This window comes from Brevibacillus choshinensis, from assembly GCF_001420695.1.
GTDB classification, from domain to species: Bacteria; Bacillota; Bacilli; order Brevibacillales; family Brevibacillaceae; genus Brevibacillus; species Brevibacillus choshinensis.
In genome coordinates this window covers 1,000,697-1,023,525 of the sequence record NZ_LJJB01000013.1, presented here as the reverse complement: position 1 = coordinate 1,023,525, position 22,829 = coordinate 1,000,697, and the positions used below count along the sequence as shown (strand labels likewise).

The 22,829-nt window shown below is 51.3% G+C and carries 26 protein-coding genes and 1 riboswitch; of the genes, 13 read left to right on the top strand and 13 right to left on the bottom strand.

Translation table 11 applies throughout. The annotated features are described in order from the left end of the window. Positions 1-81 precede the first annotated feature (81 nt). The 3 genes from AN963_RS25140 to AN963_RS25130 all read left to right on the top strand — a co-directional run bounded on the left by AN963_RS25140 (position 82) and on the right by AN963_RS25130 (position 1,346). Positions 82-375, top strand: a complete 294-nt coding sequence (locus tag AN963_RS25140) for a DUF3817 domain-containing protein (protein ID WP_055747255.1) — start codon at positions 82-84, stop codon at positions 373-375. A 116-nt stretch (positions 376-491) separates the two neighbouring features. Then, the gene (locus AN963_RS25135; RefSeq protein WP_083497105.1) at positions 492-689 is read left to right on the top strand and encodes a hypothetical protein; all 198 of its coding nucleotides are present in this window, start codon (positions 492-494) and stop codon (positions 687-689) included. A gap of 138 nt (positions 690-827) precedes the next feature. Then, on the top strand, positions 828-1,346 hold the full coding sequence (locus tag AN963_RS25130; protein WP_055747253.1) for a DUF2179 domain-containing protein: 519 nt from the start codon (positions 828-830) through the stop codon (positions 1,344-1,346). A gap of 83 nt (positions 1,347-1,429) precedes the next feature. Here AN963_RS25130 and AN963_RS25125 read toward each other — a convergent pair whose 3' ends face one another. Further along, entirely contained in the window at positions 1,430-2,143 is a 714-nt protein-coding gene (locus AN963_RS25125) for a TetR/AcrR family transcriptional regulator (RefSeq protein WP_236708088.1), read from the bottom strand. Positions 2,144-2,304: 161 nt separating this feature from the next. Between AN963_RS25125 and AN963_RS25120 the strand changes: the two genes are divergently transcribed. Next, on the top strand, positions 2,305-3,513 hold the full coding sequence (locus tag AN963_RS25120) for a cytochrome P450 (RefSeq protein WP_055747252.1): 1,209 nt from the start codon (positions 2,305-2,307) through the stop codon (positions 3,511-3,513). A gap of 11 nt (positions 3,514-3,524) precedes the next feature. Here AN963_RS25120 and AN963_RS25115 read toward each other — a convergent pair whose 3' ends face one another. From AN963_RS25115 to AN963_RS25100, 4 genes are read right to left on the bottom strand one after another with little or no spacing between them, the layout of a single operon-like run. Further along, positions 3,525-4,298, bottom strand: a complete 774-nt coding sequence (locus tag AN963_RS25115) for an ABC transporter ATP-binding protein (RefSeq protein ID WP_055747251.1) — start codon at positions 4,296-4,298, stop codon at positions 3,525-3,527. Between the two features lie 4 nt (positions 4,299-4,302). Next, the gene (locus AN963_RS25110) at positions 4,303-5,109 is read right to left on the bottom strand and encodes an ABC transporter permease (protein WP_055747250.1); all 807 of its coding nucleotides are present in this window, start codon (positions 5,107-5,109) and stop codon (positions 4,303-4,305) included. Between the two features lie 18 nt (positions 5,110-5,127). Continuing rightward, positions 5,128-5,670: a nitrous oxide reductase accessory protein NosL gene (locus AN963_RS25105; RefSeq protein ID WP_055747249.1), complete on the bottom strand. Its 543-nt coding sequence runs from the start codon at positions 5,668-5,670 to the stop codon at positions 5,128-5,130. Continuing rightward, positions 5,667-7,094 carry a right-handed parallel beta-helix repeat-containing protein gene (locus AN963_RS25100; RefSeq protein WP_236708087.1) on the bottom strand — a complete coding sequence of 476 codons (1,428 nt, stop codon included), beginning with the start codon at positions 7,092-7,094 and terminating at the stop codon, positions 5,667-5,669. Before AN963_RS25100 ends, AN963_RS25105 begins: the two co-directional genes overlap by 4 nt. A 247-nt stretch (positions 7,095-7,341) precedes the next feature. Between AN963_RS25100 and AN963_RS25095 the strand changes: the two genes are divergently transcribed. Next, the gene (locus AN963_RS25095) at positions 7,342-7,653 is read left to right on the top strand and encodes a hypothetical protein (protein ID WP_055747248.1); all 312 of its coding nucleotides are present in this window, start codon (positions 7,342-7,344) and stop codon (positions 7,651-7,653) included. An 81-nt stretch (positions 7,654-7,734) separates the two neighbouring features. On the opposite strand, the gene AN963_RS25090 is transcribed toward AN963_RS25095, so the two are convergent. From AN963_RS25090 to AN963_RS25055, 8 genes are all read right to left on the bottom strand, one after another. Then, positions 7,735-8,265 carry a cupin domain-containing protein gene (locus AN963_RS25090; protein WP_055747247.1) on the bottom strand — a complete coding sequence of 177 codons (531 nt, stop codon included), beginning with the start codon at positions 8,263-8,265 and terminating at the stop codon, positions 7,735-7,737. Beyond that, the gene (locus AN963_RS25085) at positions 8,217-9,053 is read right to left on the bottom strand and encodes an ATP-binding cassette domain-containing protein (protein WP_055747246.1); all 837 of its coding nucleotides are present in this window, start codon (positions 9,051-9,053) and stop codon (positions 8,217-8,219) included. The genes AN963_RS25090 and AN963_RS25085 overlap by 49 nt, the downstream gene beginning before the upstream one ends. Next, positions 9,050-10,021 (bottom strand): ABC transporter ATP-binding protein, encoded by a 972-nt coding sequence (locus AN963_RS25080; RefSeq protein ID WP_083497054.1) that lies wholly within the window; start codon positions 10,019-10,021, stop codon positions 9,050-9,052. The genes AN963_RS25085 and AN963_RS25080 overlap by 4 nt, the downstream gene beginning before the upstream one ends. A 19-nt stretch (positions 10,022-10,040) precedes the next feature. Further along, positions 10,041-10,928 (bottom strand): ABC transporter permease, encoded by an 888-nt coding sequence (locus AN963_RS25075; protein WP_055747245.1) that lies wholly within the window; start codon positions 10,926-10,928, stop codon positions 10,041-10,043. A gap of 14 nt (positions 10,929-10,942) precedes the next feature. Beyond that, the gene (locus tag AN963_RS25070) at positions 10,943-11,947 is read right to left on the bottom strand and encodes an ABC transporter permease (protein WP_055747244.1); all 1,005 of its coding nucleotides are present in this window, start codon (positions 11,945-11,947) and stop codon (positions 10,943-10,945) included. A gap of 25 nt (positions 11,948-11,972) precedes the next feature. Next, positions 11,973-13,595: an ABC transporter substrate-binding protein gene (locus AN963_RS25065; RefSeq protein ID WP_055747243.1), complete on the bottom strand. Its 1,623-nt coding sequence runs from the start codon at positions 13,593-13,595 to the stop codon at positions 11,973-11,975. Between the two features lie 64 nt (positions 13,596-13,659). Then, positions 13,660-14,370, bottom strand: a complete 711-nt coding sequence (locus AN963_RS25060; RefSeq protein ID WP_055747242.1) for a M15 family metallopeptidase — start codon at positions 14,368-14,370, stop codon at positions 13,660-13,662. A gap of 101 nt (positions 14,371-14,471) precedes the next feature. After that, positions 14,472-14,852: a hypothetical protein gene (locus AN963_RS25055; protein WP_055747241.1), complete on the bottom strand. Its 381-nt coding sequence runs from the start codon at positions 14,850-14,852 to the stop codon at positions 14,472-14,474. 193 nt (positions 14,853-15,045) lie between these two features. Further along, a riboswitch (cobalamin riboswitch) is annotated at positions 15,046-15,260 on the top strand. Positions 15,261-15,405: 145 nt separating this feature from the next. Between AN963_RS25055 and cobO the strand changes: the two genes are divergently transcribed. The 8 genes from cobO (at position 15,406) to AN963_RS25015 (ending at position 22,821) form a co-directional block, all read left to right on the top strand. Continuing rightward, on the top strand, positions 15,406-15,954 hold the full coding sequence (cobO, locus tag AN963_RS25050) for a cob(I)yrinic acid a,c-diamide adenosyltransferase (RefSeq protein ID WP_055747240.1): 549 nt from the start codon (positions 15,406-15,408) through the stop codon (positions 15,952-15,954). Beyond that, on the top strand, positions 15,954-17,060 hold the full coding sequence (gene cobD / locus AN963_RS25045) for a threonine-phosphate decarboxylase CobD (RefSeq protein ID WP_055747239.1): 1,107 nt from the start codon (positions 15,954-15,956) through the stop codon (positions 17,058-17,060). The genes cobO and cobD overlap by 1 nt, the downstream gene beginning before the upstream one ends. Continuing rightward, on the top strand, positions 17,057-17,617 hold the full coding sequence (cobU, locus tag AN963_RS25040) for a bifunctional adenosylcobinamide kinase/adenosylcobinamide-phosphate guanylyltransferase (RefSeq protein WP_055747238.1): 561 nt from the start codon (positions 17,057-17,059) through the stop codon (positions 17,615-17,617). Before cobD ends, cobU begins: the two co-directional genes overlap by 4 nt. Next, the gene (gene cobS, locus AN963_RS25035) at positions 17,614-18,351 is read left to right on the top strand and encodes an adenosylcobinamide-GDP ribazoletransferase (RefSeq protein ID WP_055747237.1); all 738 of its coding nucleotides are present in this window, start codon (positions 17,614-17,616) and stop codon (positions 18,349-18,351) included. Before cobU ends, cobS begins: the two co-directional genes overlap by 4 nt. Further along, positions 18,348-18,965, top strand: coding sequence for a histidine phosphatase family protein (locus AN963_RS25030; protein WP_055747236.1), 618 nt, complete (start codon positions 18,348-18,350; stop codon positions 18,963-18,965). Before cobS ends, AN963_RS25030 begins: the two co-directional genes overlap by 4 nt. Continuing rightward, positions 18,965-19,918, top strand: coding sequence for an adenosylcobinamide-phosphate synthase CbiB (cbiB, locus tag AN963_RS25025; protein ID WP_055747235.1), 954 nt, complete (start codon positions 18,965-18,967; stop codon positions 19,916-19,918). The genes AN963_RS25030 and cbiB overlap by 1 nt, the downstream gene beginning before the upstream one ends. Positions 19,919-19,998: 80 nt before the next feature. After that, positions 19,999-21,783 carry a precorrin-3B C(17)-methyltransferase gene (gene cobJ, locus AN963_RS25020; RefSeq protein WP_055747234.1) on the top strand — a complete coding sequence of 595 codons (1,785 nt, stop codon included), beginning with the start codon at positions 19,999-20,001 and terminating at the stop codon, positions 21,781-21,783. Between the two features lie 90 nt (positions 21,784-21,873). Beyond that, a complete protein-coding gene (locus AN963_RS25015; protein WP_055747233.1) occupies positions 21,874-22,821 on the top strand; it encodes a sirohydrochlorin chelatase in 948 nt (315 codons plus the stop codon). Positions 22,822-22,829: the final 8 nt, after the last annotated feature.

Sequence of the window (22,829 nt, the reverse complement as noted above, 5' to 3'; positions counted from 1 at the left end):
ATGAACATTGGACAATTATCATTCTTTTGATAGTTTTTCGTTTATAATGATGGTAATTACAATCAAGGATGGTATCCACTTATGCTGAATTCCGCTCTCGGACGATTTCGTGTTATCGGTATCATTGAAGGAATTTCGTATCTGGTACTGCTTGGCATTGCGATGCCGCTCAAGCATTTTCTCGATATGCCGGTTGCTGTGAAAATCGCCGGTTCCTTGCACGGATTGTTTTTCGTGCTCTATATCATTGCCCTAGCTCACGTGACTTTTAAAAACAAATGGTCTATTTTGAAAGTCGCAGGTGCCTTTATCGCGTCCCTGCTGCCTTTTGGCAATTTCGTGCTGGACGCGCGGATCAAACACGAGCAACCGTAGGAAAAGACAACAAGATCGAAAAACAACGACAGCAAAGGCGGGTAAAGGTACCCGTCTTTGCTTATATCGCTATATCTATCATGGACCAAAAAAGTGGATGGAGAGGGAGGATGCGTGTGGAGACCCGAATTTTGGCTGGTGTTCTTTCGTGGGACAAGGATGGACGGTATTTTCTCGAAACCTTGATGGAGGACCGTTATTTATTGGTGCTCCCGCAGATCATTACCTTGACGGAAACAGATGAAAAGCTGGCGACAGATGAGCTGGCCGATCTTCACAAGGGGATGAATGTCATCGCCAGATGCTTTGTGTGAGAGCGCTCTTTAGTTAATTGAGCAAGGGAACCTCCGCTTCAATTTTTTCCATCTAGATTTTGTATTTCGTATGGATTATATTATAATCACGATTACGAAAATTTAGGATTGCCCGGTTCGGGTGGGGGTAGGAGCGCAATGGGTTGGGAGTTTATTTTGATCATCATTGGGATCAACATTACGTACGTGTCATTCTTTACACTACGTTTGCTGATGGTGATCAAAGGGTATCGTTTTTTGGCGTCGCTCGTAGCAATGGTCGAGGTTTTCGTCTACCTGAAAGGGTTGGGTCTGGTTCTGGATAACTTGGACAATCCGATCAATCTGGCGGCTTACTGCATCGGTTGGGGATTGGGTGTGTTTGTCGGGAGCAAGATTGAAGAGCTGTTGGCTCTCGGTTATGTCACACTGCAAGTGGTTGTCGATTCGGTCGATATGGAGCTTCCGGACAAATTACGTCACTGTGGATTCGGGGTGACCTCTTGGGTAGCCGAGGGACGTGATGGCCCGCGCCTGATGATGCAGGTACTGACCAAGCGTACGAATGAAAAGAAACTGTGGAATCACATTTATGAGATTGCGCCCAAAGCGTTTGTCATTTCACTTGAACCGAAGCAGTTCAAGGGCGGTTTCTGGGTGAAGCGCCTGCGCCCTTGAGCAACAACAAGCAAGGATACGACTTACCATCAGAAAGAGCCAGCGAAAGCCCTGTAGGAATGGGGCCTTGCTGGCTTTTATGTTTATTGGGTAGAAATCATAGAGAGGGCAGAGCTGTTCTCTTGCCCGCCAAAGTTGAGTTGGTTGGCATTGAGTACGATCTCGCGAATGTAGCGGACCGTTTGGAGGGTCGCCTCTTCAGGCGTGTAGCTGCTGCGATTGTTCAGGAAGGTCGTAAACATGCCTTGCCAGATCAAGAGTGTCAGCTCGTTAATCCCGTCCACATTTTCCTTTCTCAAATAGCCTTCGTTTACGAGAAGCTCCAGACTTGCCAGCCCCCGTTTCGTAATATTTTGTTGGACGAGCATCGGCTGAAATTCTGCTGGAATCGCGATAATGTCAGCAGGATAGACGCTGTAGTAATGCTTGAGTAATTCCTCGGGTTGACTGCCTAAATCCGCGATGAAGATCGCATGAAAGATCTGAGGATTTTGAAAGGAATGCTGGCAAAACAGCTCCCATACGTGCAAATACTTTTCTTGCGGAGGCAGGTCTTTGTTTTGATAGACGCTGACGACGGCTTCGGTATACGGCTTGAGGAACTTCATGGATGCGAAAAACACGAGATGAGACAGTTCGCTGAAGTAGTTGTAGATCGTCGCACTATTGTAGCCAGCGAGATCCGCAATCTTTCGAATCGTGACATTGGGCACGCCTTCCTCCTGGATGATTTGTGCGGTGGCGTCCACGAAGTATTGCCACATGCGGCTCAACTGAATCGTTTTCTTTTTCCTCATATCATCACCTTACCCTGATTTACAGTTAGTTTACTATGAATGAACAAACAAAGATATCGGATTTTATCGCGTGGGTAAGTTGGGTGGATGCCGGACAAAATAGGTAACGCCAAAGCATGGCAGCGGTTCAACATTTTTCTTTTCGGTGGGAGGCGTAGGACATGCAAGGGAAGGACGTTATTTTTCTGAGCGGGATTTCCAAATTGGAGACAAATGAGGAGCGGTGGAATCCGTTTCCGTGGTACCGTGAGATGCGGGAGGACAACCCGATTTTCTTTGATGAGGAGCAACAAGTGTGGAATGTTTTTCTCTATGAAGACGTCAAGCGGGTACTCTCTGATTACAAAATCTTCACCAGTGAGCGGGAACGCAGCACGATTCCGATTCAGCTAGAAAGCAGCATCAATCTCACCTCGGTCGATCCACCTGTGCATCGAAAACGCCGTGGATTGCTCGCCAGTGCCTTTACTCCCCGCAGCCTCGATACCTGGAAGCCGCGCATTCAAGCGGTCGTCGACTCCCTGATCCAAGGGCTGCTGGCAGAAGATCTGTCCAAGCCAGTGGATATATACGAGCGGTTTACGGTTCGTCTCCCAGTGACGATCATCGCCGATCTGCTCGGTGTACCTAACACAGATTGGGAGAAGATCAAGGAATGGTCGGATATTTTGTTCCTGCCACATCATCAGGAAGGGATGGAAGAAACGACAAAGCGAAAGGCACAGGCCATGAAGGAATTTGGAGAGTACCTGCTGCCTTTGGTCCAGCAAAAGCGCAGTCAGCCACAAGACGACATCCTGTCAGATCTGACGCAGGCAGAATACGAGGGGGCAAAGCTGACGGATGAGGAGGTGGTCGGATCGGGAATTGGGCTATTGGGAGCGGGGAACGAGACGACGACAACCTGGCTGACGCAGTGCTTCTACTATTTTGGCAATGAAGGGGTATATGGACAGCTGCGAAAACAGCCGGAGCTGATCCCGCAGGCTGCCGAAGAAGTGCTTCGCTATCATTTTATCGCGAGCCTCGACCGGGCCGTGAAGGAGGATACCGATGTGCTCGGTGTACCGATGAAGCGCGGCGAGATGGTGATTGTTTGGATTTCTTCCGCGAACCGCGACGAGCGGCAGTTTGCAAACGGGGAGACTTTTGATATTCACCGGCAGAACAGTCGCGATCATCTCTCGTTTGGAAACGGACAGCACTTTTGCTTGGGAGCCCCCTTGGCGAGATTGGAAACGCAGTATGCGATGACCGCTTTTATCAAGCAGTTCGCCAACATCCGGATCGCAGAGGGATACCGTCCTTGGGATCATCTCGTCCCGCACGGTTTTACGCTTACCAGCATGCCGATATTGATTGAACGATAGCGACTCTTCTCTTAGCAATCGTGCTCACGTCGTCGATTGTTGGGAGCAGAGGAGACCGCATGCTGGAGGGTGGGAGCAAACAAATCGGAGAAAGCGCCGTACAATCCATGGACACCGTATTGTGTCTGGTATTCCTGTATGGCGCTATCACGTACGACTTGCCCGTTCATCAGGAATATTGCACGGTCGGCTACTGCGTCCGCTACCTGTAATTGATGTGTCGAGAAAATGACGGATTGACCTGCCTGCTTCAGCTCGCGTACGAGATCGACAAAAGCATCCATCCAATACGGATCAAGCCCGTTGGTTGGTTCGTCCAGAACGACGAGAGCGGGTTTGGCCAGAATGGCTTGGGCAAACAACAAGCGCTGCTGCATGCCTTTGGAAAACTGTGTGACGCGTTTGTTTCGGGAATCAAATAGACCTACTGCTCGCAAAGCCGTATCGGCTACTTCAGCAGATTTTCCCCGTAGTGCGGCATAAAACTGGATGGTTTCACGAGCTGATAGGCCAGCGGCAAAGTTGAAGTGATCGGGCATGTATCCAATCTGGTGCAAGTAGTCTACCCGATGATTTGCGTAGGTTTTGCCATTGAGCTCAATCGTTCCTGATGTCGGGGACAGGATCCCTACAATCATTCGCAAGATCGTACTTTTCCCCGCTCCATTCCCTCCACAGAGGGCAACCACTTCTCCAGGCTGTATTTGCAGGTCGAATGGCTCCACGATTACTTTGCCTGCCATTGTTTTCGTGACTTGCTTGATCGTCAATCCCTTTGCTGTCATCGTTCTACCTTCTTTCCCAGGCCGTTATCGCGATGAACATGGTGAGTCCGATCCACCCGAGACTGAGCGCTACGAAAAGGACATCGCCTAACGGAGAATCGATCCAGTACATCCACTTGTAGTATTCAGGACCAAAGATCGATCCTCCACCCAGACGCGCCACAGAGAAGATGCGCACAAACTCTGCAGGGTTGAGAAATGAAGCAATCTGCAGGAGCGGTTTGATCCAGGTATAAGGGACAAAGCTCAAAAAGGAAATGAGCAGGGTCGGCCAGGCCAAAATTAGAAAGAACCAAACAGCGATGCCCATCGTGAGGGCCTGCCAACGGTTTTTACTGACGGCCCCGATCACGATGGCAATGCCCAGGAATAACAGGATGATGCATACGGAAAACCCGAGTAGAAACAGGAGTGCTGTAATCGAGAAGCTCTTGCCCAAAAGCACTCCGGCCACCCCGGACAGGCCGTAGCCAAAGCAGACAATCGTAATGAGGACAATGGCTTGGCCCACGTATTTCCCAAACAAAAACGAAGTGGTCGTCATGGCATAGGTAGACAACAGCTGCCAGTTTCCTTCTTCCTTTTCAGCGGTCAAAGAAAAGGAGGAGAGGAGCATGGTCATCAATGGCAGCAGATACAAGATGAGATTCAGCATTGTGCCAGTCGAATAGGTGTACCCATCCATGTAGGACTGAGATTGAATTACCAGTAGACCGAGGCTGAACAAGGTAAACAAGGCGAGAAACGAGTAGGACCATGGATTGCGAAACCCTACCTTCACTTCCCGTTTCGCGATGAGCTGGATGTGCACGATTCTCCACTTCCTCTGTTAGTGATGGGACTTGGGCGTCGTCGTTCCTTCCGAAGGCTTGCTGTCCATGTTCATATCCATTTTCATGTGTTCACTCATCGTGCGTTCCCAAGGGTGGCTGTTCAGACTGTCTGTATTCATCACGACGCCTGTTTTTTGTTCACTGACAAATGCTTCAGCTGCTGCTTTGTCCTGAAAGGAATATATGCCATAGCCCATCGGTGTTTTAAATGTCTTGTCATACGCGAAAGTGGCTTGATCTGCTTTCAGCCACTCTGCAGTGTAATAATCGCGGACAAACTGTGTGTTTACCTGCTCGGCTCCATGTTCCTTGACCCACGTATGCATACATCCAATGTCGTCGAACTTCAATACCTTTCCGTCCTGCAACACGAGCTCAGTTGCATGCTGGTCATTGGCGACGTGCATGTGGCAGATGTCGCATTTGTCCACGCCTTCCGCGATATCGACCGGCTGTGCTTCCTGCTTCCCGCAGCCAATCATAAACAGGCTCACCCCTACGATGACTCCAATGATGGTGGTCCATTTTGTTTTTTTCATTGCCGTTTCCCTCCTGAATAAATTATGTACATACTGCCTGTGAGGAGTATCAATCCGAGTACCCCGGTAACCCAGTTGGTTCCGGAAGCTTGGGCGGTTGCCTCATCTGCAGAAGCTATTGTTGGCATTTCGTCTCGGATGGCTGTACCTGTCCCGGCAGAGAACAGGTTCTCCAGAAAGACGAAGCCCGGTGCTTGGAAAAAGAGCTGGTAAGCGGGTACGGCATCTGTCAATGCCAGATAAAACGGGTTCATTTCGTACGGAAGATCACTACGGCTGTCTCCGTTGGTGTCGAGTGTCTGTAGATTGTCCCAGTAGTTGCCGGCAAACGAATCGGTACTGCTATCCTGCGCTTGTGCCTGAATGACGTTGGAGACAAATTGATTGGCAGTCAACGTATTACCTGATGAAGCTTTGACCTGCATCCCGATGAAATTAAGCAGCAGTCTGTTTTCCTTCACTTCGACACCGGTAGCGTTCTCCAGGTACAAGCCCACTCGATTGCCTTCGATTTGATTGCCGTGCAGCAGTGAATTTGTGACGTCGTACAAAAGAATCCCCTGGGAGTTGGGATTGTTTTTTTGCTTGAGAAACTGATTGTTTTTCACCGTAGCCTCTGTGGTTTCCATCAGCATCGCGCCCGTCACATTTTCGCTACCGGTATTATCCGCCAGAAGAGTCCGGGAAGTCCCCATGAAGTGATAGCCGTAGCGCGATTTTTCCACTGCATTTTGCAGGATCTGATTACCGTTGCTGTTTTCCAGGTAGATCCCGTCATAGACATTGCTGACCCGGTTGGACACGATGCGGTTTTGATGAGCCTGAAATAAATCGATGCCATTCCCTTTTCGAGCCTGGACATTGCTGCTGGATTGACCTGCCGATGAGGCTCCGTGGCTGGCGTGATCGTGCCCCATTGAGCTGGCGACGCTCTTATCCTTGATCTTTCCCGTAATGCGAATGTTGTGCAGCGTGTTATTGCTTGCCTCGCGCAGCTGAATGCCCGATCCCATCGTCTCGATGCTGATCTGCTCCAATACATTGTGATTCCCCTTTATGATCAGAGCGGCGTCTGCACGGTTGATGCGTTTGTCCGTGATCGATATCCCCTGTATCGAGACATGATCGCTGATGATGGTGACGACAGGTTCCTGTTTCGGATCAGGAGATGGGTTGGAGATCGTGACAGAGCCTTGAGCGACCAGAACGAGCGGCTTGGTCACGCGGATGGGGCCGGCGTATTCTCCAGCTGGTATCGTAATGGTATCGCCCGGACGAGCTTGGTCGATCATCTGCTGCAAGGGGTCTGGGGCTGTGAGCCCTGTTGCTCCCGAACTGACAGGGTTGAAATAGAAGAGGAAGAGAGAAGTGCTGGTCAGCAAGAGTAAGCGGAAAACAGACTTATTCTTCCATCCACTGAGCAAGGTGGATCCCCCCTTTGACGTGACTTTGTGGAGCTATCTTCAGCATATCAGCACGGACACATTTTCAAATGACTCAACCGGGCTATAAAAGATGGCAAAAAACAAAACGATTTTGAGCGGGGAGAGAGCTAATCGTGACTCGTCCTTGCCTAGAAAATAGAGTGGCTAGATCCCTGAGATGGCAATCACCGTGCATACCATTCATAATGAAGGGAGGGCACATTGCATTTCGGGGAGGACGGTTACGATGGATGCGACATTGGAGAAGGCACTGCAAACGGTGCTCACAAATTGGGAAAAGATGAAGAAGAGTCACGAGGATGATGCTGCGGATGATGCGGATCAATTTGAAACTTCTTTTTATCGTTGGATGGAAAAGCTTCGCGAGTGGTTCGATCAGCTAGAGCATAAGCCTGCGACGCTCGATGAGGCATTGCGCCTGCCGGATGTTGAAGAGATGACGGACCTTTTGCCCATCGAGCTCATGCTGAACTTCGAGACAGAGCTGGAGCTGATTGTCGAGGGGCAGACGAGAATGGAAGATGAGCGGTACGATTGAGATAGAAGAAAAAGAACAACCGCATTATCTCTAGGGATAACGCGGTTGTTTTCATTAGGAAATGGCTCCTCTTTGTCTCTGTTACGTCGCTCTCGCCCAAACAGCCAGCGAGACAGACTTTCCTGGATTGATAAACCGATGGGGGGAAGTACTGTTGAAGCCAATGCTATCCCCTTCGTACAGATGATATTCCCGATCGGCAAGCAACACTTTTAATTCGCCTTGTAAAATGTATCCGCACTCTTCGCCGGAGTGAGAGATTTGCTCTTGCTCAAGCGTTTCCCCCGGCTCGATCTCTATCAGCAAAAACTCGATCTTGCCCTCCTGCAGAGGGGTGAGCACATGGTATTTGGTCATCGTATTTTTTAGCTGGATAATCTTGTGCAGCCCTTTACGAATAACAGGCTCATGGTCATCCTTCACACGGAAGAAATGGTTGATGGGTACATCCAGAGCGGAACAGATTTTCCAGAAGGTGCCCACAGTGGGGTCCACCAGTCCGCGTTCGATCTGTGATAACAAGCTCATACTCAAGCCAGTTTTATCGGCGAGATTTTGTAGGGTCAGCTGCTTTTGTTTGCGGATTTCTCGTAGCTCTGCTCCGTTAAACATTCATTATCAACCTTCTTTGCATGGAGACTAGGTAGGGAGGACAGCAAGGTTTGCGTGTAAGTGTCCTGCGGGTTGGTGAAAATGTCTGTCACTGATCCGGTTTCGACGATGCGGCCCTTTTGCATGACAGCCATGCGATCACACATGTAGCGGATGACAGACATGTTGTGTGAGATGAACAAATAAGTAAGATTACGCTCACGCTTCAGCTCTTGTAAGAGATTCAGCACGTGGGCCTGTACCGAGACGTCTAGAGCGGAAGTCGGCTCGTCGAGAACGACAAAGGAAGGATCGGTGATCAATGCCCGAGCGATCGCGATCCGCTGGCGTTGTCCACCGCTGAATTCGTGAGGAAAGCGATTCAGATGCTCGACCTTCAGCCCGACACGGGTAATCAGAGCGTGTAGCTTCTCTGTTGTTCCCTTGGCCTTTCTCTCGGTAGTCGGTAGAGCTTGCAAAGGTTCCATAATGATGGACTCCACACGCATGCGAGGATCGAGTGAAGATTGGGGATCTTGAAAAACGATTTGCATTTCCCCTGGCTTTAATCGATTAAATTTGTGACCTGTCCAAAGCGTTGTACCTTCGTACAGGATGGTGCCGTTTGTCGGATGTTCCAGACCTGTAATCATCTTGCCGATGGTGCTCTTTCCCGAGCCAGACTCTCCGATGAGGCCAAATGTTTCACCCCGGGCTATGGAAAAGTCGACTTGGGAAACAGCGTGAAAGCTTTGAGTGCCTTTTCGGTATTCCTTGCCGATCCCAGATACTTGTAGCAACGGATTCATTCCGCTTCCCTCCTCCAGCACGCCACTTGATGTGTACTTGCCCCGATAAACGCTTGCTCCAGCACGGGAGGTTCCTCCAGACAAATGGGAAGCGATTCCACACAGCGAGAAGCAAAGACGCACCCCCGTGGACGATTGCGCAGGTCGGGCGACTCTCCTGGAATAGCTGAGAGTGGCTGGTCGGGCTCCGCTAGATCTGGGAGCGCGCCGATCAGTGCTTTGGTGTACGGGTGATTTGGCTGGCGCAAAACTTCTTCGGTCGTACCCGTCTCCACGACTTCACCCGCATACATGACCACGACTCGTTGGCACACCTGTGCGACTACGCCCAGATCGTGGGTGATCAGCATGATGGAAGTACCGCGCTTTGCTGCGAGATCCTGCATGAGCTTGAGAATCTCGTGCTGAATGGTCACGTCCAAGGCTGTGGTCGGTTCGTCAGCGATTAACAGATCTGGAGGAGCGGACATCGCGAGTGCGATCACCACCCGTTGCCGCATCCCGCCGCTCAGCTCAAAGGGATATTTGCGAGCAACGAGCTCCGGGTCGTTAATTTGTACTTCTGCGAGGCTGATGATAGCTTGCTGGTACGCCTCCCGATAGGAGATTTTGCGGTGGCGATGGATGACCTCCGCGAGCTGATCTCCGATACGCATGGTAGGATGCAGGGCTGTCATCGGTTCCTGAAAGACCATGCCGATTTCTTTTCCGCGTAGTGCCTGTAGTTGCTTTTTATCGAGGGAAAGAATGTTCTTTCCTTTGTAGGTGATGGAACCTGCAGGAATGGACGCATTCTTCTCTAGTAGTCCTAAAATGGTCAAGGCGGTCACGGATTTGCCAGAGCCCGATTCTCCGACGATGCCGACGATTTCTCCCTGATCAATGGAAATGGAGACATTTTGCAACGCTCTGACCTTGTTTTGCATGGATGAAAACTCTACGGTTAGTTCCTTGATTTCCAGCAGCATCTGCCATTACTCCCTTCATTCACCGGTTGGCTTTTGGATCGAGGATATCTCGAATTCCGTCGCCGATCAGATTAAAGCCGCAGGAAGCCAAAAACAACGCAAGCCCAGGAAAAGTCGGGTACCACCAGTAGTCCAATAAGTACTTCCAACCAATGCTGATCATCGCGCCCCACTCCGGTGTTGGCGGTTGTGCTCCCAATCCGAGGAAGCCCAGTGTAGCGACGAGCAGAATCGCGTCGCCGATGTCCAGAGTGACCTGGATGACGACAGGGGAGAGAGCGTTAGGAATGATATGACGGGCAATAATGCGCCATGGCTTGATTCCAAAAGTGACAGCAGCTTTGACATACAGCTTTTCCCGCAGGGCGAGCGTTTCGGCACGCGCCAGACGGACATAGACAGGAATTTTGATGATGGCAATGGCGAGCATGGCATTTTGTAGGTTGGGACCGAGTGTTGCAGCTACCGCCATGGCCAGGACGAGAGAGGGAAACGCAAGCACAATATCCATGAGACGCATGATGACCTGATCCAGCTTGCCGCCGAAATAACCGGAGACCGCTCCGATCACCGTACCGATCAGACCTGCACCGAATACGACGGCGACACCCACTCCGAGGGAGAGACGTGCTCCGTACAGAATTCGTGTGAAGATATCGCGGCCAACTTCGTCTGTGCCAAACCAATGCTCGCTGCTTGGAGGACCGAACCGTTGTGCGATGTTGATCTTGGTCGGGTCATACGAGCTGATGAGTGGCGCGAAGATTGAAGCCAAGAGGATGAGTAGAAGCAGAAACAAACCAAACAGCGTCAGCGGATTTCTGCGAATTTTATACCAAAAGGGGTTGACCGTCTTCGTGGTTGCCATTGCCGAAATGCTTTCTGTTTTCGCAGTCATGCCAGACATCGGAAATCCCCTTTCTATTCCTTGATTTGTGGATCGAGTGCGTAATAGGTGAGGTCGACCAGCAGGTTGATGATCACGTACCCGAACGAAATGACAAACGTAAAGCCCATGATCGCAGGGAAGTCGAGGAAAGCAATCGATTCGACGACGTATTTACCCATACCGGGCCAGCTGAAGATCGTCTCCGTCACGACGGCTCCGCCCAGAAGAGAACCAAAGGAGAGACCGACGACGGTAATGGTAGGAATCAGCGCATTGCGCAAGGCGTAGCGGAAAAGCAGGACAGGCCCATGAATACCGTTGGCGAGAGCCGTCCGAATATATTCTTGGCCGAGTACTTCCAGCATGCTGGCGCGTACCTGACGGGTAACGATAGCGAGCTGAGCAAAAGCTAGCGTGCAAGCAGGCAAGGCGAGATGCCATAAGCTGTTGCCAAATGCAGCCCAATTTCCTGTTACTAGACTATCGAATAGATACAATCCAGTGATGGTAGGAGGAGGAGTAACAGTCAAATCCATTCGACCGCTAGAGGGCAGCAGATCGAAAAACTTGTAAAAGACTAAAATGCCGATCAGACCGCTCCAAAACACGGGGGTAGAAATACCGGCGATGGAAAAGAAGCGTCCGGCGTGATCCCAGCCTGTATCTTTTTTAACGGCGGACAAGATACCGATCGGAATGCCGATGACGATCGCGATGATAAAAGCGGTCAAGGCAAGTTCCAGCGTAGCGGGGAAAAATTTGATCAGATCGTCGACAACAGGTTGCTGTGTGCGGATCGAGTTGCCAAAGTCACCTGCGAGAAGTCCTTGCATGTAAGTAAAATATTGGACCCAGACCGGTTGGTCTAGGCCCAATTGACGGCGGACTTCCTGCAGCGTTTCCTCACTGGCGCGTTGGCCTACCATCATTCGAGCAGGGTCACCGGGGATGACGTGTGAGAGGAAAAACGTGATGAGCGTCACACCCAGGAGTACCAGCACGAGCATGGACAGGCGTTTGGTGATGATTTGTCTCATGAGGAAAACACTCCTTCAAACGGCTCTATTTGGACATTTCTGCGAGGTTGTAAATCCCCTCTAGCATTGGGTTGTAAACAAAGCCTTTTACGGACTTGCTGACAGGGAGCAAGAAATCTTTTTGGTACAGATAGAGGTAAGGAGCTTCGTCGATGGTGATCAATTGAGCTTCCTTGTACAGTTTTTCACGCTCTGCCTTGTCGTTGATGGAAGCAGCTTTGCGTACCAGCTCGTCCACCTTGTCATTTTTGTAGAAAGCACGGTTTCCGGCGAGGCCGAAGTTGACGGAATCGAACCAGTAGTTCATGAACATGTACGGATCACCGAAATCAGGGCTCCATACACCCATGGCGAGATCGAATTCGCCTTTGTCGATGAGTTCGCGGGAAGTGGCATAGGCGATTTTCTTCAGATTCAGCTTCACGCCGATGTCAGAGAAGAAAGCTTGCAAGGCCAATGCTTCTGTTTCCCACCAAGCTTTGTTGTCGGAGTACAAGAGATCGATCGTCAGGTTGGAAGCACCTGCTTCAGCCAGCAATGCTTTGGCCTTTTCTACATCGCGTTTGTATTGGGGAGCGGATTCGTCATATCCCCACAGTCCTTTTGGAATTGGACCGCGCATTTGTGTAGCGTAGCCTTCTTGTACGGATTCAGTCAGGGCATCGTAATCGATCGCGTAGCTCAGAGCTTGGCGTACTTTCGGATTTTGCAGAGCCGGATTGCCTTTGGTGGAGTTCACGTAGATGTAATCGACAAACAGGCTAGGCTTTTGCAGGACATCGACGGTTGGTAGTTCTTTGAGTGCTTTGAGCTGTTCGTTTGGAACACCTTCGGCGATGTCGATCTCGCCTTGTTCGAGCTGCAAGCGTTGTGCAGTAGCATCTGGGATGATTTTGAAGAAGATGTTTTGGAGTGCAGGTTTGACAGTGGAGTTTGGGTTGAGAGTCAGCTTGATGTATTCACCTTTTCTCCATTCGGTGAGCTGATAAGGGCCGCTGCCCATGGTGTTGTTCGCGAGGAAGTTTTGGCCGAGATCACCGCTTTGCTCCTTTTCCATTACCTTCGGATTTACGATACCGCCATAGTTGGCTGCCAAGGTGGAGAGGAACGGTGGGAAGTTTTTCGAGAGAACGAAAGTGACGCTGGTCGGGGAGTCTACTTTTACTTCTTTAATCACACTGTAGACGTCAGCAGGACCTTTTTTGATTTTGAGAGTACGGTCAAAGGTGAATTTGACGGCTTCAGCGGTGACAGGCGTGCCGTCCGAGAATTTGTTGCCTTCCGCGAGTGTGAAAGTCCAGGTGAGACCGTCTTCACTCACTTTCCATTCTTTTGCCAGACCAGGCTTCACTTCGGTGGTGCCACCATCGTATTCAACCAGGCGCTGGTAGGTAGGATACGTGATTTTCCAAGCGCCGTTGTCAAAGGTGACAGCTGGATCCAGTGTGCCTTGATCGGCGGTGATCCCTACGAAGAGCGTGTCAGCAGGCGTTGTTGAAGATGCTGGCTTCGCTGCTTCGGCAGGTTTGTTTTCCGCAGGCTTGTTCTCGCCCTGGGATTGGTTTGCTGGCGCGCTGCTACACGCGGAAACCATCAGGGAGAGGACGAGCAGGGAAGAAGTGAAGAGAGATGACCATCGACGCTTCAATGAGTTCGACCCCCAAGTACTATAATATATTTAATTAATTTTTAATATATTGCAAATATTGACGTTATTCAACACATTTTTCATGGATTTCCAAAATTCCACCGTAGATGGGCTGCTGATCCGTTTGGCGCGCCCAGGAGCGAGTACCGTACTCGTAATGCCACCATTCATTGGAATAATTGGTGAACCCGGCGTCGACCATGATGTGATAGAGAAGTCGACGGTTGTTGCGAATCACGAGTTCCTTTTCAGTAGGTTCAGGGAGTTCTTCGAAGTGACGAGTCATTGCCAGTTCGGTAAAATCATCGAAGTCAGTTCCCATTTCCAGCCATCCGTCTGGTCCTGCAATGGTCAGGTCGACGGCTCCACCAGAGAGGTGAGGGGAAGGTTTTTCGATATCCATCGTAGGTTTGGCAACGAATTTGCTGAGCTCGTGGATGATGGCCTCTTCATCTGTCAAGCCTTGTGCAATCAAGGATTGTCGGAAGCCTTCATACAGAGAAGCTTGGACTTCATAGGAACGCCAGCCATCGAGAACGACTAGCTGGTAGCCAGCAGGAAGTTGTTCAGCGGCAGAAGCGAGTCTATGTGCGACGCCTTTTCGTAGGAAGGCTTCTGTCTGAGTACCTGCATAGCCGAGATGATAGTAGGCGGGATAGACCGAGATCCTGGGAGAAAGCGTAGAGAGAGCGACCATCGCTTCGCCGCATTCGATTACAGGAGGAGTGAAAGCTGTTCGGTCATCGTGTTTTACTGGGATTGGGGGATAGTTCATATCATTCACCTCCTTTGGGTAAGTTTGATAGTTTGATAGAATTGGATGACTTTAGGAATTATCGTAGCGGAAAAAGAGTTTTTAGTAAACTGTAATTATATTTAATTTTCTGCAATTTGTTTTGCTGGGCGCCGCTCCAAGCCTATAAAAGCTTGCGGGCAACCCGTCTTTTTCTCATTCCATGCGATGTGTTGAGTGGGCAATTCCGGACTTAAATAAGTGACAGACAGGTAGATTTCCTCTCCAGCTTTCATATAAGCGGTGTTGGGAGAGAGGGAGACCGCGATGTTGGGGTTTTCTTTTACTTCGAATTTATAGAAACCTAGACCCTCCCACTCTTCTTTCGTTTTGTCATCTTGCATGGCATTAAAAAAGTATGCCGTGTACTTGCCATGTATTTTCGGCGTAAAGTAACCTGTGGTGACATAGTAGTTCCCCCTGCGAATCGTGCGAACTTGCTCTACTTTTTGCGTTTTGTCCACCGAACTTGAGAAGAACCTGAACTGTCCTTCTTTTATTATTTTTCCTTTATAGGGTATGGTTACGGTGAATTTGATTTTAAGAGTACGGCTCATTCTTTATCAGCAAACACGTTTTTCCCAGCTTTTGCTTGAATCCCGACTAGCATTTGCTATTATTAAAATAAGTGCTTGTCATAGAAGTGAACGACAGCTGAATACATTAGTACAAACAGGTCCTTGTTTCTGCGAAATCCGTTTGCAGGATCAAGGTTAAAAGGGAAGTTTGGTGAAATGCCAACGCGGTCCCGCCACTGTAAGAGAGGAGCTCTTCTTCACGGCGTTAGCCATCCACTGCCCAATTGGGAGCGGGAAGGAGAAGATGAGCGATGATCCTCGAGCCAGGAGACCTGCCTGTTTTTGTGTGTGCACTGATTTCCTTCGGGTCAAAGGAAGAGGTGAGGATAGTTGCTGCTTGGCATCCGCGCTTTGTTTTCCTTTCTTGTACGGGGGAGAACAAAGCGTTTTTTCGTTTGAATCGAATGAGAGTGTCACATTAATTTTTGGAGGATTCCCAATGAATAAACAAGACGCAAAACGAGGCTTGCTATTGGTCTATACAGGAGACGGCAAGGGGAAAACGACTGCGGCACTCGGACTGGCGGTACGCGCAACCGGACGCGGCAAAAAGGTATTGATGGTGCAGTTCATCAAATCACCGGAGCGAACCTACGGAGAGAAGATCGTTTTTGACAAAATCGGGATTGAGATCGTTCAAAAGGGGATTGGCTTTACATGGACCAAGACGCCCGAAGAACATCGCGTGGCATTGCAGGAAGCGTGGAGCTATGCAAAGGAGCAGCTCCTCCATGGCGGATACGATGTGGTGATTTTCGATGAACTGAACAACGCACTGGCCATCGATCGTTTTCCCATTGATGATGTTCTGCCACTCGCTGATGTGATGGATACGATCAAGAACAGACCGAGCCATATCCATCTTGTGATTACAGGACGCAGTGCCCAACAGGAGATCATCGACATGGCCGATCTGGTGACGGAAATGAAGCCGATCAAGCACTACTATGAGGAAGGAATTCCTGCCGTGCTGGGAGTTGAATTCTAATGGGCGTGCTGGAAACGTTCGGGCATGGAGGAGATCTGCTGACTGCTTCGCAGCGATTCAACGTAGAGCCGGGCGACTTTCTTGATTACAGCGCCAATATTAATCCGCTTGGAATCCCCGAGAGTGTCAAGCAGATGCTGTTTGCCTCGATTGCGGATATCGCGAAGTACCCAGACCCAGGTCACCGCGTTTTTCGCCAGGCATTGGCAGTGCGTCTGAACTTGCCTGAATCGTGGTTGCTACCAGCAAATGGAGCAGCGGAAGCGATGGCATTGGCGATTCTCGGTCTTGAGCCCAAAACAGTCGGAGTGGTTTACCCATGCTTTTCCGAATACACGCAGCTCGCCCAGCAGTTTGGCGCGCGAGTCGTCGGCTGTTATGGCGTGGAAGAAAACGGCTACAAGCCAGGCATGAGCGAGCTGTACCGGCTGTTTGAAGAAACCGATCTGATCTTCGTCGGTTCACCGAACAATCCAACAGGCATTCTGTACCAACCTGATGATCTGCTGAAGCTGGCGGACTGGGCAGAGCAGACGAAGACTTGGCTGGTGGTCGATGAAGCCTTTCTCGACTTTGTAGAGGAGGAACGGCAGTATACGCTGGCTGATCAGCTGGAGCACTTTCCTCGCGTCATTCTCTTGCGTTCGATGACCAAGATGTACGCGATTCCCGGTCTGCGTCTCGGCTACGCCATCGCTCATCCAGATGTGATCGGGCGTATGCGCGAAAAGCAAGTGAGCTGGAGTGTCAATGCATTGGCGCTGCGGGCAGGTGAGCTGTGCCTCGGGGAGCTCGCGTACGAGAAAAGGACACGTGCGTTGATCGCGGAGGAGAGAGCCTACCTCACCGGATTCATTCGCGATGAGCTAGGATGGAAGGTCTGGGCTGGAGAAGCGAACTTTCTACTGTTACGCTCACCGGAAGACAAGACTGCTGAGCAATTACAGGAAATGCTCGGCAAAAAAGGAATCCTGATCCGCAGCTGTGCCATGTATCCCGGTTTGACTGCTCATGATGTGCGGATTGCGGTACGCGGTCGAGAGGAAAACGAACGATTGGTGACTGCTCTACGCGAGGTTTGGTGCGACGGGAGGTGGGCGCGATGAGTCTCATCCTGGTGACGGGAGGAGTGCGCTCCGGCAAAAGCCGTTTTGCGGAGGAGCTGGCAGAAAAGACGAGTGAATCTGTGATCTATGTAGCGACCGGGGAAGCCTGGGATGAAGAAATGACGGTGAGAATCGAGCAACATCAAGCGCGTCGACCGGCGAGCTGGGGATGTGTCCAGGTAGGTGGACTACTGAGTGGTGGTCGCCTGAGTGATTCGCTCACCGCCTGTGCCAGCCATGAGGTCGTTCTCGTCGATTGCCTGTCGACGTGGGTGAGCAATCGGCTAATAAGTGTACCGGAGCAAGAGTGGAGAAGTGAAGCCATTACACACGATGTATTGCGCGATGCACAGGAATGGTTGTCTGCCATTGCAGATGCAGGGCACAGTCAAACCGTCATCGCGGTCACTAGCGAGGTCGGTCTTGGCGGTGTAGCAATGAACCGACTGGGACGCTGGTTCGCCGATGTGTTAGGGGACGTCAATCAATTGACGGCAAAGCAGGCCGATACCGTGTACGCTGTCTTGTCCGGGATTCCGTGGAGGATAAAAGGATGAGTGCGCTGTGGCATGCGATTGCCTTTTTTACAAGAATTCCGGTTCCGTGGCTGAAACCATCCGAGACGGCGTGGAAAAAAAGCGTCAACTGCTATCCAGCTGTTGGAATCGTAATCGGCTTGGTGCTATGCGGGGTACATCAAGCGGCGCTTTATCTGTTTAGCCCGTTGTTGGCTGCTGTCTTGACGCTCGTCATCTGGGTGTACATCACAGGTGGACTTCACCTGGACGGCTGGATGGATTTGGCGGACGGTCTGGGTAGCAGTCGGCCACGTGAGCAAGTCTTGGCAATCATGAAAGACAGCCGCGTAGGAGCGATGGGCGTATTGGCAGCGATCTTGTTGCTGTTGCTCAAGACCGCTGCCCTGGTGGAACTAACTCGGCCTGAGTGGATGCTGCTGTTGCTCGTTCCGTTTGCTGCTCGTACTCATGTGCTGTTATCCATCCGCTTTTGGCCGTACATATCTGCTGAAAAAGGCATTGGAAAAGGCATCAGTGAAGGACTGTCCCTCGTTTCCATTTGGTTGGGGTATGTCGTTCTGATTGTTGTGGGTTGGCTTCTCGGAGGATGGGCAGCTGTGACGGCGATTTTGGTGTCGATGCTATTTGCCTTATGGTTTTCCCGTGCAGTGGCAGGCAAGCTGGGCGGACTAAATGGAGACTGCTACGGTGCCGTCATCGAGAGCAGCGAAGCGGTCATGCTACTCGTCCTGGTAGGGAGCTGGTGGGGATGAGATGGCTCTGGGTACGCCATGGCGAGACAGAGATGAATCGGCAAAAGCGGTACTTGGGACACAGCGATGTCTCCCTGAACGAGCAAGGACGAAACGAAGCAAAAGAACTGGCAAAACGCTTGGTGTGTGTCGGATTCGAGCCAGTTCAGCTCTATTCGAGCGACTTGCGCAGGTGCGTGCAGACTGCCCAGCCGCTCGCTGAAGCGTGGAATGTGCCATTGACTGTCGTACCTGCTTTGCGCGAGCTGTCCTTTGGCGATTGGGAGCTGCTTACCTATGAACAATTGATGGAGCATGCCGGAGAGCGCGCCACACGTTGGTATGATGATCCGTTCACGCACGCTCCCCCGAACGGTGAAAGCCTGCGTCAGCTGGGTGAGCGAGTCGATCATTGGCTGCATGGCGTATTCGCTGAGACGAGCGCTGATGAGTCAGATACAAAGGTGTTCGTCACACACGGCGGTGTCATTCGTTGGTTCCAGGCAGCGTGGCTGGAGCGAGAACCGAGCCGCTATTGGCAGATGGAAGGCTTGAAGCACAGCGAGGCTCTTCTCGTGGAATGGGATGGGCAGCGTTGGGTGAAGCAATCTCTTACGAACGAGAGAGGATCATGATGAACGAGGCTTTGATAGTAGGAGCTGCTTACCTGATTGATCGAGTGGTGGGTGATCCGCGTGGTTTGACTCATCCGGTGGTCATCATCGGATGGTGGATATCGCGGCTGGAAGGTGTCATCCGCGCACTGGTCAAAAAGGAAGAGCATTTGAAAATAGCTGGACTGTTATTTCCCCTGTTGATCGTGTCAGGCAGCTATATGGTGGTCTGGTTGATCGTATGGGCGGCAGCATCGATCCACCCGGTGCTCGCGTGGGTGCTGAGTGCCTGGTTGATCTCCACAACGATTGCTACCAAAGGCTTGGCAGACGCAGGACTTACGATCGCCAAGCACTTGGTGGCTGGCGATTGGACACAGGCGAGGCGCTCCCTCTCCATGGTAGTCGGTCGTGACACCGAGCATTTGGATGAATCGGAAATTTGCCGGGGAGCAGTAGAGACGGTGGCAGAAAACATCGTGGACGCGATTGTTTCGCCGCTGATCTATGCGGCTATCGGCGGAGCGCCGTTGGCGATGGCCTATCGGGCTGCGAATACGCTGGATTCGATGGTGGGCTACAAAAATGAGAAATACAAAAATCTTGGTTGGGCATCAGCTCGCTTTGACGACGTCCTGAACTACATTCCAGCCCGCTTTACCGCGCTCTTGCTAGTCATCGCCAGCAAGCTGCAGCAGTTGGACTGGGAGCAATGCTGGACGATCATTCGCCGTGACGCACATCTGCATCCGAGTCCCAATAGTGGCTTGCCGGAAGCGGGGGTCGCAGGAGCGCTAGGTGTACAGCTCGGCGGACTTAACTTTTATCAAGGAATACCATCAGATCGCGCCAGAATGGGCGATTCGCACCGACCGCTGCATGCAGGTGATATTCAATCAACCGTTCGTTTGATGTACCTGGTTTCCTTGCTATGTCTCATCGTTTGTTTGGCGATTGCAGTCATGGTTGGATAAGGTGCCAAGGTACACAGAATGTCTGTAAGAAAAAGGGATCACTGGCGAGGATGAGCTCGTCAGTGGAGAGGAGGGGCCGTATGAGCGGCAAGTTGTTTGTGATCGGGTTTGGCCCAGGGAGTTTTGAGCACATCACCAAACGGGCAAGGGAAGCCATCCAAGAGAGTGATGTCATCATTGGCTACTCGACTTATGTGGATTTGATCCGTGAGCTGTTGACTGATCAGGAAGTGGTCAGTACCGGAATGACCGAAGAGGTGGCTCGTGCGCGGGAAGCGGTTCGCCAGGCTGAAGTGGAAGGCAAGAAAGTAGCCGTCATCTCTAGTGGCGATGCTGGCGTGTACGGCATGGCAGGTCTTGTCTACGAGGTATTGGTAGAAAAGGGGTGGACAGAGGCGACCGGCGTTCCCATCGAGATCGTACCAGGGATTTCTGCGATCAACTCCTGTGGCGCCATTCTGGGTGCGCCAATCATGCATGATGCCTGCACGATCAGTCTGAGTGACCACTTGACTCCGTGGGAGCTGATCGCACGACGGATCGATGCGGCAGGGATGGCGGACTTCGTCATCGCCCTATACAACCCACGCAGTGGCCGACGTACTCGCCAGATTGTAGAGGCACAGCGTATTTTACTGCAGTATCGCTCGCCGGATACGCCGGTCGGGATTGTAAAAAGCGCGTTCCGTGAGCGGGAGCATGTCGTGGTCACCACGCTGGCACAAATGCTGGAGCACGATATCGGAATGCTGACGACCGTGATCATCGGAAACACATCCACATTCGTCTACGATGGCAAAATGATTACGCCGCGCGGCTACCAACGTAAGTACACTCTTTCAGCAGATGAACAGCCACTGAAGCCACATCAGCGTTTGCGAGTGGAGAATGAGCCGTGGTCGCTGGAGGCTGCAGGAGAAGAAGATCAAACAGCACGCAGCTCGATTTCTTCGGCTCCATCTGACAGAAAAGAAGCGCAGGGCGGTTCCGTTACACTGGCTACACCCCTGATAGAAAATACCGACTCTGGAGCAACTGCAACTGCAACTGCAACCGCAACAGCGACGGCAGTATTGGAAGCACCACCTGCCACACAAACGGTGCAAAATCCGCTCGACTGGGCGATGCAAGCACTTACTGCTGTCAATGAAGCCAAAGGGATTGTGACCCAACCAGCTTCCAACAGTGGGATTCGCCCAGTGTCGTCGTTTACACCGGAAATGATCTTCGAATGCGCGGTCAGCCCTGGTGTAGCAAATAAAAAGATTACACCGCAACAGATGATGGCTCTCGCCGAAGTGGCGGGCGAAAAAGGCGAGCTCGAATACACGCCGCACCACCAAATCATCTTGCGCGTTCCGACGGCCAGTCCGGACAGCATCACAGCGCGGTTGCGTCAGCTGGGATTGATTTTGAGCCCGATTGGAGATGTCCTACAGGTCAAGGCATGCGATTTTTGCGATGGCGAGAAAAAGGACGGTATTCCGTTCGCTGAAGAACTGCATCAAAAGTTAGGCGGCAAAGAAATGCCCAAAGAGCTGAAAATCGGTTTTAACGGCTGCGGCATGGCTTGTTACGGGGCGGTCAAGGAAGACATCGGAATTGTGTTCCGCAAAGGCAAGTTCGACTTGTTCTTGGGTGCCAAAACTGTTGGGCGAAATGCACATTCAGGCATTCCTGTCGCAGAAGGTATCCCGAAGGAAGAGATCGTATCCCTGGTCGAACGCATTGTGACGCGATTCAAACAGGAAGCTTTCCCGAATGAACGGTTCCACAAATATTTTCAGCGTGTAGGTGAGCTGGAAGGCTACGCATGGCGTGAACCGGCGAAAGCAGAAATCGAAAACGCTGCTTGCGGAGACTAGGTTCAAATTGATTGTAAAAGCAAAGAAAAGGGGACGGCGGTTGCGCTGACCTTTTCGCACATACAAAAAGAAAAATCAGGAGGAGATTACATGGACGCGGTACTATTTGTCGGCCACGGAAGCAAAGATCCAGAGGGCAATGAAGAGATTAGGCAGTTTGTGAATTCACTCGCACCAGAACTGGACGTTCCGATCTTAGAGACTTGTTTTTTGGAATTCGAACGTCCTGACATGCTGCAAGGACTGAATACATGCGTAAAACGCGGAGCGACCCGTGTGGCGGTCATCCCAATCATTCTGTTCTCGGCGGGTCATGCGAAAATCCACATTCCTGCTGCGATTGACGAGGCGAAGGAGCTGCATCCTCACGTTCAATTCATCTACGGACGCCCGATCGGTATCCACGATGAAGTCATCAACATCCTGACGACGCGCATGAACGAGGCTGGTTTTGCTTCCGGCGAAGAACATGAGGATCTGGCTGTACTCGTGATCGGACGGGGAAGTAGTGATGCGGATGCCAATAGCGATATTTACAAAATGTCGCGACTGTTCTGGGAGCGCTACAAGGCGAAGTGGGTAGAAACAGCTTTCATGGGTGTTACTTATCCGTTGTATGACGAGGGAATCGAGCGCTGCCTGAAGCTCGGTGCTCGCCATGTAGTCGTTCTGCCTTACTTCTTGTTTACTGGGATCCTGATCAAACGGATGAGCGATCAGCTGGAGCAGTTCCGCTCGAAATATCCAGAAGCGCAGTTCACGATGGCCGAGTATTTCGGATTCCATCCGCTGCTGAAAGAAGTGCTCAAGGATCGGGTGGAGGAAGCGCTGCATGGCGAGGTCAAGCTGAATTGCGACACCTGTCAGTATAGGCTGGCAGCGATGGAGCACATCGATCATCACCATCACCACCACGATGATGAGCACGGGCATCACCACCATCATCATGGGCACCACCACGACCACGATCATCACCATGATCACGATCATGACCACGATCACAAACATGATCACAAACACGACCCCGTAACGAAGTAGGAGGGACG